The organism is Butyrivibrio sp., assembly GCF_017940685.1.
Taxonomy (GTDB): Bacteria; Bacillota; Clostridia; order Lachnospirales; family Lachnospiraceae; genus Butyrivibrio.
Genome location: NZ_JAGAYD010000052.1, coordinates 1 through 15,382, shown reverse-complemented (window position 1 = coordinate 15,382; position 15,382 = coordinate 1). Strand labels below are relative to the sequence as shown.

Genomic DNA, 15,382 nt, shown 5'->3' with positions numbered 1-15,382 from the left:
TATCACTCTACTCCAAAATATGCATCGAAGATTCTTTTTGCTATAGGTACTGCAAAGCTTCCGCCACTGCCTGCGTTCTCAACGATAATGGTAACGCAGATCTCAGGATCATCAGCTGGAGCAAAGCCAGTAAACCACGCATGGGAATCAGATGTAGAATCAGTAAATTCAGCAGAACCGGTCTTTCCTGCCGCAGTGTAGGAAAGGCCTTTTAATTTACTGGCAGTTCCGGATTCAACTACCTCTTTCATCATAGCCTTTAAAACATCAGCCTGATAAGCTGTCATAAGCCTTTTATAGTTTTCAGGTGAATAGCTTTTGACATTCTTACCATCTTCACTCTTAATACCGCTTATGATATATGGCTTCATGAGCTGTCCTTCATTGCCAATGGCGCAGGTTATCATATTAAGATGTATTGGAGACATTGCTGTTGCTCCCTGTCCAATAGAAAGCTGCATAACGTCCGCAGTGCTGGTGCTGTCATCAACAGACGCTGAGCTCTTTGAATACAGAAGATCTATTGGCAGCTCCTCATTGAACATAAGCTGGTCAAGCGTATCAGCGAAGGTATCCCTTGAAATGGAAAGTCCGATATTAGCATAGGATGAGTTACAGGACTCAGCAAAAGATTTGATAAAATCAACACTTCCATGATTCTCACCGTGATAACAGGAAATGTTCTCTCCATCATAGCTAAACTTGCCAGAACAGGTAAATCTGTAGTTATTGTAATCCTGCGGATGCTCCTTGATATAAGCAAGCGATGTAACAATCTTAAAAGTAGATCCAGGGGGATACAGTCCCTGGGTCACCCTGTTTAGAAGCTTGGCATCAGGAGACTTGTCTGCAATAAGGCTATCCCACTCCTGCTGAATGGTTCCTGGATCAAAATCTGGTTTTGACACCATGGCAAGTATTTCTCCTGTCTTAGGATTTGATACTACAATGGCACCCTTTCTTGCAGAAAGTGCATTATAAGCAACTTCCTGAAGGTTCACGTCAAGAGTAGTCACGCAGTAATCACCAGGATATTTGCTTCCCTTGGTGTCAAAGGCCACTTTTTCTGAAAGATCAATACTTGTGTTTATAAGATAATAGTTTGCAAGAGCTTCTATTCCTGCCTTACCATTGGTTGAATAGCCAACCACATGGGCAAACTCTTTTCCGTAAGGATAGACTCTTGTTTCCTTTCCATCAGAAGACGCTTCTGAATATGCCAGTACATCGCCGCTTCTTGAAAGGATCCTTCCTCTTGAGTTCTGATTAAGCAGTATCTGCTGTCTTGTGTTGTAGCTGTTGTCCATAAGCACCTGCCTGTTGTTATAGGAATAGGCGCTTATGTAAATAAGCATCACAGCAAATATGGCAGCATAAAAGCCGCTAAGAATCAGTATTGGATATGATCTTATCTTCTTTTTCTTTTTAATCTTCTCTTCTGCCATAATTTCTCTCGTAGTCATCGTTTCTATTTCTTGCCTGCCTTTCAGCTTTTTTGGCCTCAAGCTGGGCTCTTCTTCTCTGCATTGCTTCGAATCTCTCATCAGTTCTTATAAGGCAGACGCCCTCCACCACCATGATCATAACTATGGTCACAAGTACTGAAGTTCCGCCGTAGCTCACAAGCGGAAGTGTAACACCGGTAAGAGGTATAAACTTGGAACCGCCGCCAATAGTAAGGAAACTCTGGAAAATGTATGCAACACCTATGCCGCATACAACCAGCCTGTAGTATCTGTCTCTTATAAAGTAACCCTCATACATAATCATGAAAAATGAGCTCACAATGATAAGGGCCATTGTAACAGCAAAAATAACTCCAAGCTCCTCTGCTATTGCTGAGAAAATGAAGTCCTGCTCAACATATGGAATGGATGTTGGTGAACCACCGTAAAGTCCAAGGCCAAACCAGCCTCCGCTTGATATGCCAAACAGGGACTGTGAAAGCTGATAGCCGGAAGATGCAATATCACCAAATGGATCCAGCCACGCGTGGACTCTGACTCTGATATGGGAAAAGAGCTTGTAGGCAACTATACTTGCAAAACCTCCCATGGCAAGTCCAAGAAGCAGATACCAGATGTTGTCTGTGGAAATGTAGATAAGAGCAAGATATATCACAAAGAAAATAAGTGCACTTCCAAGGTCCCTTGATAAAACCAGAATCATAACGTGCGCAGCGGCAGCTACAGATGCCAAAAACAATTGCCATAGCTCTTTTGCCTCCACCAAGGCCCCTGCCATGAAGAACAGGAATAACACCTTTACCGCTTCTGAGGGCTGGAAGGTGATACCTGCCAGAGTAAATGTGATCTTAGAGCCATTGGTAGCTGCTCCATAAACAAGAACTGCCCCAATTGCAACGACACCCAGTGCTGCATAGAACCAGGTGAATTTCTTAAGAAAATCAAACCTGAAGATGATCTCAGGTATAAAGAACCCGATTATGAAGGATGCAGTAATAATAAAGAACTGCTTAACTGCCTTGTCGTAAGAGATCCTTGTGATGATGATAAGACCTATCATCAAAAGGAGGCAGGCATTGTTGATGATGAGCCTGTTGCCTTCCGGATAGATGACGTAAAAAAGCATAAGGACCGAGGCAAAGATCACTATCTGAAAAGCAAAGAAAAACAGATAAACAGGTTTCCCCGTCCTTGCTATTATCTGGATAAAGCAGGATATCTGCACCACAAACATGCAAATTATCTGCCTTATGTAAATACCACGCCTCTTCTTTTCAGTTTTGAAGCGAAAAGTCATAAAAGCCTCAATGCAATAGATAAGCATAAATGCATCTATGACATATTTAGATATCTCAGTTACATATAGTTCCATTTAAGTATCACTCAACTCCGCGTTTAAAATGTCCTGTGGTAAAGCTGCCATTTGCAAAAATGTCTGCAGGGCTTTGTCCACTTATCCTGTCTGTATAGTAGTCAAGGATTTCCCTGCACCTTGAGCCGCTTTCAATGGTAAAGTCAATCCTAAGATCATCAAATAGCTCTTTTCCCATGATCTTATCAAGATTTCCATGAAGAGATGTTGGAAATGCATTCCAGATTACATTGTAGCAGTGCCTGCAGTTACAGGTAACTGTCATCTTGTTGTTTTTCCTGTCAACAATGTTTACATTTTCGCTATAAAGCTCATGCATTCTGCCACTGCAAGCATCAGTAGTCTTTTTTATACAGCCGGCGCTTACCATCATTGGAATATGTCCATAGATATTGTAAGCAACTGGGATCTTAGCACTTTTCTTTAAAGCAGTAACAAGCTCAGCTGCCTCACCAAAATTAAGCTCATAAGGCACTGAAATCTCATCTGCAAAAATACCATCATCAGAAATTCTATGGTCGCCATCAGCCATAGCAATATCAAGAAGTTCAAGTACAGCTTCTCTGTTCCAGTTGTAGACTCCGTAGTCAAAAGAAATATTTCCCTTATATCCGTGTTCTTTTAAAGCCCCAAGCTGTTCAAGATTCCGCACCAGAATGCCATCAAATGAGCAGTCCTTTATAGCATCAGCTACTCTCTTGACTTCAAGGCTTCCATCCCAGGCTTCTTCCCTGGTTATATAAGGAAGCGCCGCGTAGAACTTAAGTGAGCTTACATTTTCTTTTGCAGAACTAATCCCGGCCTTGGTCTTATCATCTAATGATAAAAAGATATCGCTACTGACAAAAACTCTGTCAATAAGACCAGAAGAAAGGTCATAGTCAAGGACTGTCTTAAGCTGGTCCTTAGTGGTTACAAGAATCTGTAATCTTCCCTTCTTATTTCTCATCTCCAGGCTCTTGTAACGCTCAAGATCTGATCCTGATAATGTTGGAGCCTTAGGTGTTTCAAAGCTGTTTTCCAAGATAAGGGCTTCATCCATCTTAAGACACAGCTGCCTTCTAAGCTCATTTAGGGAGCTGACAGCTATAAATATTCCAGATCCTGTTCCACCATCATCTATTGTGATATCGATAGTCTCAGCTTCGTAGGAAGTCTCTCCAAGCTTACTTAGCTGTTTTCTTATAGACTCCTCATCCATAGGACGCTTACTTGCGCTCTGAACCTCTGCTCCATAGGCTTCCTCGTAAAAGAAATCATCGCCCCTTTGGACTGACATTGTAAGCTTAGCCTTTTGACCCACTATAAGCTCGCAGTACATATCGCACTTATACTTAAGTGTTGATGTCAGGTACTTGTCATGAACCCTGGTCAAAATATCCTCAGAAGTTGCATTATAAGCTGGAGAAACAACTGTCACCATGGACTTGTCATTATGTCTGTGATAGTAGCCTTCGCTTATTCCAGTTCTCTGATAAAGATTCTTTAGTGTTTCCAGATCTTCCTTTGAAACATTATGGTCCCCCTTGGGATCATCGTAGTATTTATCGATATATTTTCTGTAAAGAGCTGTAACACCTGCGCTGTACTCAGGCTTTTTCATTCTTCCCTCTATTTTGAAGGAATCAATGCCTGCATTTATAAGCTCTGGGATAATTGAAATAGTGCTCATATCCTTAAGGCTAAGTGGATACTGTTCACTCTGGTTTCCATTTATACCATAAGGAAGTCTGCAGGGCTGGGCACATCTTCCTCTGTTTCCGCTTCTACCACCTACAACAGAGCTAAAAAGACATGCTCCAGAGTAGCAATAACACATAGCCCCATGGATAAAAGCTTCAACTTCAATATCAGCCTCATCTCTTATTGCCTTCATCTCTGAAAGGCTCAGTTCTCTTGCAGGGACAACTCTTGTATAGCCTCTTTCCTTAAGGAGTCTGGCTCCATAAACACCGGTTATAGTCTGCTGGGTGCTAGCATGAAGTTCAATTCCAGGAAACTCCTGCCTGATGAGCCTTGCTACTCCCAGGTCCTGAACTATAACTCCGTCAAGGTTTTTTTCTGCATAGGGAACCATGAAGTCGTAGACTTCAGAAAACTCACCCTCTTTAACAAGGGTGTTAACAGTCATATAGATTTTTTTGCCGTGGAGATGTGCATAAACAATAGCGTCAAGAACCTGATCTCTGTCGAAGTTGTCAGCGTAGGCCCTTGCGCCAAACTTAGATCCCCCAAGATAAACTGCGTCAGCGCCAGCATTAAAAGCGCCCACCATTGTTTCATAGCCACCTGCAGGTGACAAAAGCTCTACTTTCTTCATATCGTTCCCAACAAGCCCACAAAGGGCTCTTAACAAATAAAAAGGCTGTCAAAAGACAGCCTTAAATTATCACTTCTTGTTCTTGACCTGTGTCTCAAGCTGAATGATCTTCTTGGAAGACTCATCAAGCTTGGTCTGAAGGCCCTTGCTGTTTTTCTCTGTGTTTTCAAGCTTGATCTGAGTAGCTATCAGCTCATGCTTAAGATCATAGAGTTCCTTCTCCTTCTCAGAGAGCTGCTCCTCCATCATCTCAATCTGTTTCTTGCTCTTGAAGTAATCATCAGCAATATTGAGCTGTAACAAGACATTTTGTGTATCGATGGGCTGTCTCTTGAAGCCATCGATCTTGTTGTACTCAGAAATCTTATTGTTGATATATGAAGCTACCTTCTGAAGGTACTCCTCACTCTCATATCCGCTCAAGGTAAAAACCTTGCCGCCAATTATAACCTCGGTATCTGTCTTGGATGCCATGATAGTCTCCCCACTCAATCGTTATATAAAAGAATTATATACCGCTATCAGTGGGCATTTCAAGCCCTAAATGGTGATATGCAGCATCAGTAACTACGCGGCCTCTTGGGGTTCTGTTTATGAATCCGTTTTTGATAAGATATGGTTCATAAACGTCCTCAATTGTACCTGCATCTTCTCCTATGGCAGCTGCTAAAGTATCAAGTCCCACAGGTCCTCCTGAAAACTTACCTATCATGGTCATAAGAAGGTTTCTGTCTGTGTGATCAAGACCCATTTTATCTACATCCATAAGATCAAGGGCTGTTACAGCCACATCCTCAGTGATCCTGCCATCAAATCGAACCTGGGCAAAGTCCCTTACTCTCTTAAGTATCCTGTTGGCAAGACGAGGCGTTCCGCGGCTCCTGCGCGCCATCTCAATTGCGCCTTTTTTATCAACTTCTACGTTCAAGACCTTGGCTGACTGCATGATGATGCTGCACAGCTCGTCAATCTCGTAAAACTCCATCCTGTGGATCATTCCAAATCTGTCACGAAGAGGCGCTGACAGCATACCTGCCCTTGTTGTAGCTCCAATAAGGGTAAATCTTGGAAGATCAAGTCTTATTGATCTGGCTGTAGGTCCCTTACCTATCATGATATCAATGGCAAAGTCCTCCATTGCAGGGTATAAAACCTCTTCAACCTGACGGTTAAGTCTGTGGATCTCATCAACAAACAAAACATCGCCTTCCTTGAGGTTATTTAAGATAGCTGCCATATCTCCAGGTTTCTCTATAGCCGGGCCAGAGGTAATCTTGATATTAACCCCCATCTCAGCAGCAATAATTGAAGCCAGTGTTGTCTTACCAAGTCCGGGTGGTCCGTAAAAAAGCAGGTGATCCAGGCTCTCTCCCCTCTTCTTGGCAGCCTCTATATAAATCTCAAGACTCTCCTTGATCTTCTTTTGACCTATGTAATTGTCAAGGCTCTTGGGGCGAAGGGATCCTTCAATCTTGACGTCCTCTGTATTAGCCTCTGCGTCCAGCCCTCTGGCCGTGGTCTTAATGGTTCTCTTTTCCATAGTCATCCTCTATATTAGCCCTTAGAACATCTCTTTAAGTGCCAGTTTAAGCAGCGCCTCTGTATCAGAAGCTGCATCCTCATTGGCTTTAAGCACCTTCCTGACAGCCTTCATGGCATCAGTGCTGTTGTATCCAAGGGCTACAAGAGCTGCTACAGCCTCGTCTCTGGCTGAAGAAGCTTCTCCTGTAAGGTCGTCTGCTGTAACAGCAGAAGGGCCCCTTAGCATATCATCCTCAGATACCTTGATCTTGTCGCGAAGCTCCAAAGTGATCCTCTCTGCAGTCTTTTTACCGATTCCGGGAGCTGCAGATATAGACTTGGAATCTCCAGCCATAATGGCGAATCTAAGGTCATCAGGAGTCATCACTGACAGGATGGAGAGGCCTCCCTTGGGTCCGATTCCGCTTACCGTTATCAGCATTTTGAAAAGAGACAGCTCATCCCTTGAAAGAAATCCAAAAAGGTTAAATGCATCTTCCTTGACATTGGTATAGGTATAGAGCTTAACAGGCTCACCAATTCCAGGCATCCTGTCCATGGTAGATCCGGAAATAAAGACATTCATGCCTATTCCTCCAACATCAACCACACATAGTCCTTCCTCAATATACTCAAGAATTCCGTTTACATACGCTATCAAATCCCTATCCCCCATAGCTTTTGATTAAACTATAATTCATTATAGAACATTTGTTTGCATATGTCTATCATACAAATTTAGGAGTGATCTTATCTCCATTGTAATAATTTACAAACATATACTTGCCATTACCCGTGGAAATGCTGGCGAAACAAGGAAATCCCTTGTCAGAAATAACTGCTTCATCCTCGTAGAGACTATCGTTGTAGCCCACAAGGCACTTGCCATCATTCTGGTCAATCCTTATATCACCTGCCCTAAGATAATAATTAAGGCACATGGTTATCCATATCATGATGGCCCAGACATAAGGAGCACTTTCACTTGACATGATACCATGGGCAATCACTTTATCCCTGATGGTCTGAAGAAGGCTAAAAACTCCTCTAAAGCTGACTTTGTCACCTTCATATCTTATGTACAGATACTTTTGGAACTCCTTTATGGCTTTTCCTATGGTAAAAGGTACAGGTATCCTTTTAGATAAACGCTCACTCCAGTCGTTATCTTTTTTGCCAGTGTTATAAATACTCCCGACTATTTCTGAAAACTTATCATCGATATGATCAATTCCATTTTGTCCACATGCCTGATAGCAGTATATTGAAGACAGTTTAATGAGCATTTCACAATAGTCCATAAGGGCCATTACAGATCTTGATGGATTTGCGAACACACATGCATTGTTGTAAAAGTCCACAAGCCAGGATGAACCATTAGAAAAACTTCTGTCAAGCTTGCTCTCGCGTACGATCTCACTAAACAACAGATCCACATTACCAAAAGCCTGTTCAACGGTATAATCAACTGAATTATCTGTAACTGTCCTTTCACTGAGGCAGTTGTTTAACTGAGAAAGACTAAATTCCGGAGATTCATATGTCATATAAACCATGATAAACTCCAGCCTTCTATACTTGTCAGGAATAATAAGTGGCTTGTTTTTAACACTTCTTGCAACGTAGATGAGGATCCTTATTAGGTGTTTATCCTCCATGCCGGAGTACAGATCATAAGCTCTGTCTAAGACTTCTTCCAAAGTGCCCTGCTCGTCAGTCTTAACATAAAAGCACCAGTTTTTAGCCATTCTAAGGACATCCAAACTGTCCTTATCCTTATGAAGAAGCTTGTTATAATCATTTTGAGAAATAGCCATGTCTCCAGAAGAAAAATCAAAATCAGAATCAATATCCTGCCCCTCTTCCGGGATCATCACCCACTTTGTATGATACGATATATCATCTTCACTTTTGCTGTAAATATCTTCAAGAGTATACTGAACCTTTCCTGTGGCTTTCATAGATACAATCAGTTTATAAAGGGATACAAATAATAACAAACCAAAAAGCACAATATGAAATGGTCCTCTATTACCATCCGACAGCACAAAAAAGCCAGCTATCATCGTAATAACAGACCAAACAGCAGTAAAAAATGCTCCATTCACTACACCACAAAAGTAATCCAGGGCCATTTCCTTTTCCTGCCAAAAGATCATACGTTTTGAGTGATACAGCTCAAGGGAAATAAGCTGCGTACCGTAATAAATGATAAAGCTTCCCCAAACCGTTATAAGGAAAAAACACATATCCTTAAAGGTTAATTGAACTCTTCCCCCAAATTTATAATTCAGGACAACAGTCAGAGTAATGAAAATCGCAGCTACTAAAGTTGCAGTATTTGTATTTTTCAGCTTTTTTATAGTTCTATTTTTCAGCTCACTATTTTTCATGAATTTTCACCTTCAAACGCATAATCAAGGTCATATACTTTTTCTGTATCACAAACGCAGCTTCCATTTCTATAATCAAGGTACTCAACATACCTTGTGTCACCTTCATTGGATATTGCGGATATTAGCTGCAATGATGAATGCTTTTCTTTTTGATCATAGAAGCTTCTGGCTAAGATCACACCATCTTCGTCATCCTTATCAACATCTATAACCACATCTTTTCCATAGAAATCCTCCATGATAACTCCCACCAGGGTAATGAAGGCATCAATAAGATCCTGTGTCACAGAGAACACCATGGTTCCGTGTCCAAGATATCTGTTTCTGACACTTGTGATAATGCTGCATATTTCGTTGTAGGTTACTCTTACTCTTCCATAGTCCGCTCCAAGAGTAGCTTTATGGACAAACTTAAAGGCAGAAAGAACTTTTTCTCCCTGAGGATTGTCAGCCTGGTAGGTCTTTTTGTTACCTGCTTTTTCAAATGCAATGTTCTGCCACATACCGATAGAAGATAAAAATCCATCGTGGATATATTTCTTTTTAAGCTCCTCGTCAGCAGAAAGCTTATATAGAGCCATGTAATGGAACACATACTCCACAAGCTTTATGAGCTGATAGAATATCTCACTGTTTTCCCTGGAAGCATTCATGAGAGATATAGCATGATTTGGGAATTCATACTTCATCTGAACAGGGAAAGGTACATTTGAATAATCAGTAATGACATTAAAGTTTAGGCGACCAAAATAACTTACACCTTCAGCCTCTGTAAAGTCATGAAGCTCTGTCTTGGTCTTGGTCTCTGTCTCTGCCTTGATTATTACCCTTGATATTCTGACCTTTTTGATATCTTTTGATTTGTCGATGTTCACCTTGAATACTGAAATGCCCTTATCAAAGCACTCATCAATTATTGGGGCTATAAAATCTTCTTTTTCCACTTTGTCATCTGGATAGTCTGACTGAATCCAAAGCTCTTTAACAACCTTTCCTTTCATATGGGAAAAGAGCTTTTTGTACTTCCAAAATGATACGCATAGCATACCCTCTCTAACTCCATTCATCCTGGAATAAAACGGAGCATGGCCCTTACTGTCTATACAAAGGCAAAGGGTGCCTTTGTAAAATCGCATTTTTATAGAGAGAATAAGCAGATCAAGAAAAGACCACAGCAAAGCTATAACAAACACAATAAAAATAGCTGCTAATACATAACCAAAAACATTAAGGTCAAACAGCTTTCTCTTATACAGGGTTACATACAAGGAAGCGGGAAATACAACACATGTAGTAAACACTGCCCAAAATGAGATCCCCGGATAAAATATCTCAAGTTCTCTGACAATGCCCCTATCAGGATCATGCTTTACGGGAAATGAATCTGTAATAAGAGAAATAACGCCAAAACAAATAATGGCAAAAATGAAATTTGCCAAAAGCAACAGCAAAAACCACCCACAGCCCTTCAATACCTCAACCGCACTTGCCACTCCCGTCAAAAAAACAATAAAAGCAAGCAGGATAAAAAGCAGAAATGCAATAGCTGCCTCAAATCCCAACACATTGGTAGCCAGTTCTTCAAATTTCTGATCTGATCTTTGATCACCCTTAAGTATATTTTTCATACTATTCGTCTTCTCTCTCTATTTTTCTTTTGGCCCCACCACATAAGCCGACCGGTAATCCTTCATATCAAAACAGTATTCGCCTCGCATCTGTTCCATGTAGTCATTAAAACCAGAGGCTGCACTACTGGCTTCTTCAAATGTGTCATAAGATCCAAAAAGCTGTTCCTGATAAGAATATGAGGAAGTGGTATATACCTTATAGGGCTTGTCATCAACTTTTTCCTGCTCTTTGAAAAGATCAGGTAAAAGTTTTTCCATCTCTGCCCTGACTATTCCTGAGAAGTCCTCGCGGTATTTCTTGTTATACTCTTTTTCTATTTCAAGCCTTAACTTCTCAAGCTTAATATCCATCTCAAGCCGCATGTCATCAGCAATATCCTGCTTAAGATCTTCCAGCGAATATTCATCATGGATCTGTTTGACTGCGCTTTTGGCGCGATGTTCATCCTTAATGAAGCTGTCCATTTCATAGCGTATGGCATATTTTTCTTCTTCACGGGCATACTCTGTTGACAGCATATTCTTATATATCTTTAGGGTAGTATCATATCTTTTCTTAGAAGCCTCCTCGGTATCAGATAAATCCAAAAGGTGGGCCACACGCTTTAGTCTGTCCCACATAAATTCATGGGCCAGAAGCGCATTATAATATACGTCCAAGATTGTACTATCTTCATCGTCAGCAGCACCTACTTCTATTGTTCTTGAATAAAATGGTATGATCCTATTCGCAGTCACAACCTTAAACTCATCTGTTCCAGGCTGTGGAGGATCAAAATCCTCATTTTTTAAAATTTTGGTAAACGTATCGTTTTCCCAGGTCCTTTGAATCTGATCTTTAATCTTAGGATCCGTTTCATCTATAGCATTCTTACAATACGTAAACTGATTGAAGAAATAATTGCCATTCTCATTAGCTCTATCACAAAGATACTGTACCAGCTCAGTAACATCCAAAAAGGCGTTCCAGCCATTCCCTTTATCATATAAATCTGTCTGGATCAAGGTCTTTTGGTTTCTAATGTAAATATCAGATTCCGGCTCTCCTGTTATTTTGGGAAGAAGGTCATATCTCTTTTCTCTTATAACCTTTTCAATATTCATCTTGATACTAAAGGGTGGTGTTTTGCATGCTAAAAAGAAAGCACAAAGCTTTCTTAACTGTTTTTCTACTTCCTCGGCGTCCTCCGGAAATTCTATATTTATCCTGCCTCTTGAATAACAGGAAAGATGTGCAAACCCATATAACCAGGAATAAATATTCCTTGGCATTCTAAATCGTGTACGGCCTATCTCTGACGCCCTGTCAGCAATCTTATATACAACGCTTGATTCTGTTTCCATTTATACCCTCCAAAGTACTAATAATTTGTAATACAGAAATCATCTGTCTTTGATCAAATTATAGGCTTTCAGCGTATGCTCATACACTGACCCCGTGGTTTAGGGTGGACAGTTTAGTGCAAAATAGTTTCATGTATAAATTCATCAATCATCATAAAAGGAATCACCAGTACGATTCCCATGAAAACGCTAAAGATATTGGCTACGATACCATAGAAAAAACATTTAGGCCCGGGTTCTCCTTTATCTGTAACCAGGGCAAAGCTGTAGACAATGGCCTCGAAGATCATTATTATGATCTCCAAAAATCCTGCAATAAAAAGTCCCGGCCAGCCAGCGCGGCTTAAGAAGTACACTTTAAATATGTTGTATGGAATATTGGTGATTGCATTGACAACAAAAAAGCTGATGATATTTCTTTTGTTCCTTGGAAGCTTAAAGAGCAGGAAAACTATCCATTCAAATACCAACGTCAAAAGATAATAGCCCAGCACCTGAATTATTCTGGACAGTGACTTTCTCACGTAGTGCTCAGTTATGGTATTTGCAGCATAGTCATATGTAATAGAGGCATTAAACTCCCTTTGGTCAAAAACTTCGCTTACCTTTACGGGTCCAGCCTCATCTATAACAATTATCCTGAAAGGATCCGGAACGTCATAATCAAAAGTTACTGCGTTTTTTTCATTGGGCTTATAGTAATTGTTCTCCCAGAAAGATGTAAAATACGTCCATCTCTCATAAGAGAAGTTTTCAAGATACTCATCTATAGTTTCTTTTTCAGGATCAAAATCCCTTAATTCTGTATTATATGGCGCATCTTCATTTTTCCAGTCATCAAGAAGTGCCACATAACAATTCTCTGGAGCATTGACGAGTTTTATGTAAATTGAAGGCTTCGCACCAATGTCAGCAGAAGCCTTAATAGGAAATATACACATGGAAAAAAGAAGCAGGAACATGCTTCCAAGAATTCTAAAAACTGTATTTTTCTTTTTCACTTAAAAACCCCAACAAATATTTTTATCTCTTGAACTTGTCTATATGCACTCCTGTAAAAGATACAGTAGCAATATCTACTCCCAGGTCATCATACACTCTTATCTGGTAAAAACAATTCTGTCTGCCATCCTTGATAAGCTCAGACTCCCCATATAAAGTTTCTCCCCTTGACATAGAAAGAAACGTAGCCTGTCCCACAAGGCTGGCTGTGAGCTTTTCTTTTTCAAAGTTGGATGCCACAGCAAAAGTAAAGTCCGCCAGAGTATATATAGCTCCACCCATTACGCCCCCAAAGGCATTTCTATGGATGTCAGTAAGCTTCATGCTGCACTTGGCGTATCCATCCCCTACTTCTTCAATGACAATGCCACTAGCCTCAGTAGCATACTTATCTGCAGCAAAGATGCGTCTTGCCTCCTCTACGTTTCCCATTAGTTTTCCTCCCCTATTTCAGAGCATTTCGCCCATTTCTTTTATTGAATCAAAAATCACGTCTGGCTTAACTTCAGAATCAGGAACTTCTGATAGCTTGGTTTCGCCAGTAAGAACCAGCACTCCTATAGCTCCATTGTTGACGCCCGTGGCAACATCTGTGTATATGCGGTCTCCGACAAATGCTATTTTTTCTCTGTCTACACCTGTTGCGTCAACAACCATATCCACAGTCTCTTTAAAAGGCTTACCAACAAACTTGGGCTTTACCTTGGTAGACAGCTCAATCGCTGCGCACATGGCCCCGCAGTCCGGAATAAATCCGCCTGGAACCGGACAGTTGATATCAAGGTGAGTTGCCAAAAACTTTGCTCCCTTCATTATATAGACACAGGCATTTGACAATGTTGTATAGTCGAGACTTTTATCAAATCCAACAACCACAAGATCAGGAACCTTCTCGCAGTCAGCGTTACTCTTGGCAGCCTGGGCGTCTCTTTCTGACTTAAAAAGAATGATCCCAGCCTCCTCAAAACTCTTTCTAAGCTCAGGAGTTCCAAGAAGATACACACTCTTTCCCGGATGCTGTGACTTTAGGTATCTGATCATAACATCCCCGCTGGTCATAATCATATCCCTGGTTATGTGACAGTTCATTTTACGCAGCTTCTCAATGTAATTCTCAGAAGACACTGATGAATTATTGGTAAAAAAGATATACCTCTTGCCAGCTCTTTTAACCGCCTCTAAGAAATCCAGGGCCCCGTCTAATATCTGATCCCCAAGATAAAAAGTTCCATCCATATCAAGGACAAAAAGATCTGTATTATCAAGTATTTGCTTCTTTAATTGTTTACTCTGTAAAAAAACACACATAACTTTATATGTACAAAAAATCCTTTCAAAAAATCTACTATAACATCATATCACATACAAACTTGATCTTTTTTATCTACATAAAATCTTAAGAAATTTCGATGGTAAATCTTAAGAATTATATATTACTCTTATATTTGTGCTTATCTGAATCACGTTCATAGTTATATTCTAATAGACTATCAGGCACATCTGCCAAAAATTCCATGATAGTAACAAAACCAATAGAAATGAGGAAACCAAATTTGCCAAAAAAATATCATTACCTGAATGCAACAGGAGCGTTGCATTACAACATGACCAACGACTATATGTTCCGTATGGTACTCCAGCGTGATAAAAAAACTCTAATCAAACTGATCAGTTCAATTCTTGGCATTTCGCTCAGCGAGATCAAAGACGTCAAAATAGAAAATCCAATTGAAGTAGGCAAAACAATCAGTGATAAAGAATATCAGCTTGATATCCTTGTACTGCTCAACGACGACACCTACATCAACATTGAAATGCAGGTTGAAAACTACAACAACTGGCCAATGCGATCATTATCGTACCTGTGCAGGCGTTTTGATAATGCAACTCGGGGACAGGATTACAACTTGATAAAGCCTGTCTATCATATTGGTTTTATAGATTTTACTTTATTTGATGATCATCCTGAGTTCTTTGCTAAATATCAAGTAAGAAATGCCAAAGATTCCTATTTGTATACTAACAATTTCAACCTCTACGTGATAGAATTGAATCATACAAGCATGGCTACTACAGAGGATAAAACCAATCATGTTGATACTTGGGCAAAGCTTTTTAAAGCAACTACATGGGAGGAAATCAAGATGATAACAAAAGATAATCCATCAATGAATTCCGCTGCTGAATCTATATATATGTCTAACGCAGACATCAGCATTCTTGAGCAATGTCGTGCCAGAGAAGATGCCATTGCTCATGAAAAATATCAAAAAGAGCTTATCGATAGCCTTAATGAAACCATCGCTAATGACAAAGCCATCATTGCAGAT

13 protein-coding genes are annotated in these 15,382 nt (G+C 40.4%); 1 reads left to right on the top strand and 12 read right to left on the bottom strand.

Annotated features, from left to right (window positions below):
• Positions 1-2: 2 nt before the first annotated feature.
• The 12 genes from J6I68_RS03840 to J6I68_RS03785 all read right to left on the bottom strand — a co-directional run bounded on the left by J6I68_RS03840 (position 3) and on the right by J6I68_RS03785 (position 14,360).
• Positions 3-1,445 (bottom strand): peptidoglycan D,D-transpeptidase FtsI family protein, encoded by a 1,443-nt coding sequence (locus J6I68_RS03840; protein ID WP_292217587.1) that lies wholly within the window; start codon positions 1,443-1,445, stop codon positions 3-5.
• Positions 1,426-2,838, bottom strand: coding sequence for an FtsW/RodA/SpoVE family cell cycle protein (locus tag J6I68_RS03835; protein ID WP_292217584.1), 1,413 nt, complete (start codon positions 2,836-2,838; stop codon positions 1,426-1,428). Before J6I68_RS03835 ends, J6I68_RS03840 begins: the two co-directional genes overlap by 20 nt.
• 7 nt (positions 2,839-2,845) lie before the next feature.
• Positions 2,846-5,158 carry a peptidase U32 family protein gene (locus tag J6I68_RS03830; RefSeq protein WP_292217582.1) on the bottom strand — a complete coding sequence of 771 codons (2,313 nt, stop codon included), beginning with the start codon at positions 5,156-5,158 and terminating at the stop codon, positions 2,846-2,848.
• Positions 5,159-5,227: 69 nt separating this feature from the next.
• Positions 5,228-5,632 carry a cell division protein ZapA gene (zapA, locus tag J6I68_RS03825; protein ID WP_292204235.1) on the bottom strand — a complete coding sequence of 135 codons (405 nt, stop codon included), beginning with the start codon at positions 5,630-5,632 and terminating at the stop codon, positions 5,228-5,230.
• A gap of 34 nt (positions 5,633-5,666) precedes the next feature.
• Positions 5,667-6,698, bottom strand: a complete 1,032-nt coding sequence (gene ruvB / locus J6I68_RS03820) for a Holliday junction branch migration DNA helicase RuvB (RefSeq protein WP_292217580.1) — start codon at positions 6,696-6,698, stop codon at positions 5,667-5,669.
• A 21-nt stretch (positions 6,699-6,719) separates the two neighbouring features.
• On the bottom strand, positions 6,720-7,340 hold the full coding sequence (gene ruvA / locus J6I68_RS03815) for a Holliday junction branch migration protein RuvA (RefSeq protein WP_292217579.1): 621 nt from the start codon (positions 7,338-7,340) through the stop codon (positions 6,720-6,722).
• Between the two features lie 67 nt (positions 7,341-7,407).
• Positions 7,408-9,072 carry a hypothetical protein gene (locus J6I68_RS03810; protein WP_292217576.1) on the bottom strand — a complete coding sequence of 555 codons (1,665 nt, stop codon included), beginning with the start codon at positions 9,070-9,072 and terminating at the stop codon, positions 7,408-7,410.
• Entirely contained in the window at positions 9,069-10,703 is a 1,635-nt protein-coding gene (locus J6I68_RS03805) for a hypothetical protein (protein WP_292217575.1), read from the bottom strand. Before J6I68_RS03805 ends, J6I68_RS03810 begins: the two co-directional genes overlap by 4 nt.
• Positions 10,704-10,721: 18 nt before the next feature.
• Entirely contained in the window at positions 10,722-12,050 is a 1,329-nt protein-coding gene (locus tag J6I68_RS03800; RefSeq protein WP_292217573.1) for a hypothetical protein, read from the bottom strand.
• A gap of 113 nt (positions 12,051-12,163) precedes the next feature.
• Entirely contained in the window at positions 12,164-13,051 is an 888-nt protein-coding gene (locus J6I68_RS03795) for a hypothetical protein (RefSeq protein ID WP_292217572.1), read from the bottom strand.
• A 22-nt stretch (positions 13,052-13,073) separates the two neighbouring features.
• Positions 13,074-13,484 carry a PaaI family thioesterase gene (locus tag J6I68_RS03790; RefSeq protein ID WP_292217570.1) on the bottom strand — a complete coding sequence of 137 codons (411 nt, stop codon included), beginning with the start codon at positions 13,482-13,484 and terminating at the stop codon, positions 13,074-13,076.
• 18 nt (positions 13,485-13,502) lie between these two features.
• Positions 13,503-14,360 (bottom strand): HAD-IIA family hydrolase, encoded by an 858-nt coding sequence (locus J6I68_RS03785; protein WP_292217568.1) that lies wholly within the window; start codon positions 14,358-14,360, stop codon positions 13,503-13,505.
• Positions 14,361-14,605: 245 nt separating this feature from the next.
• Between J6I68_RS03785 and J6I68_RS03780 the strand changes: the two genes are divergently transcribed.
• A partial coding sequence (locus tag J6I68_RS03780) for an Rpn family recombination-promoting nuclease/putative transposase (protein WP_292217564.1) occupies positions 14,606-15,382 on the top strand: 777 nt, incomplete at its 3' end.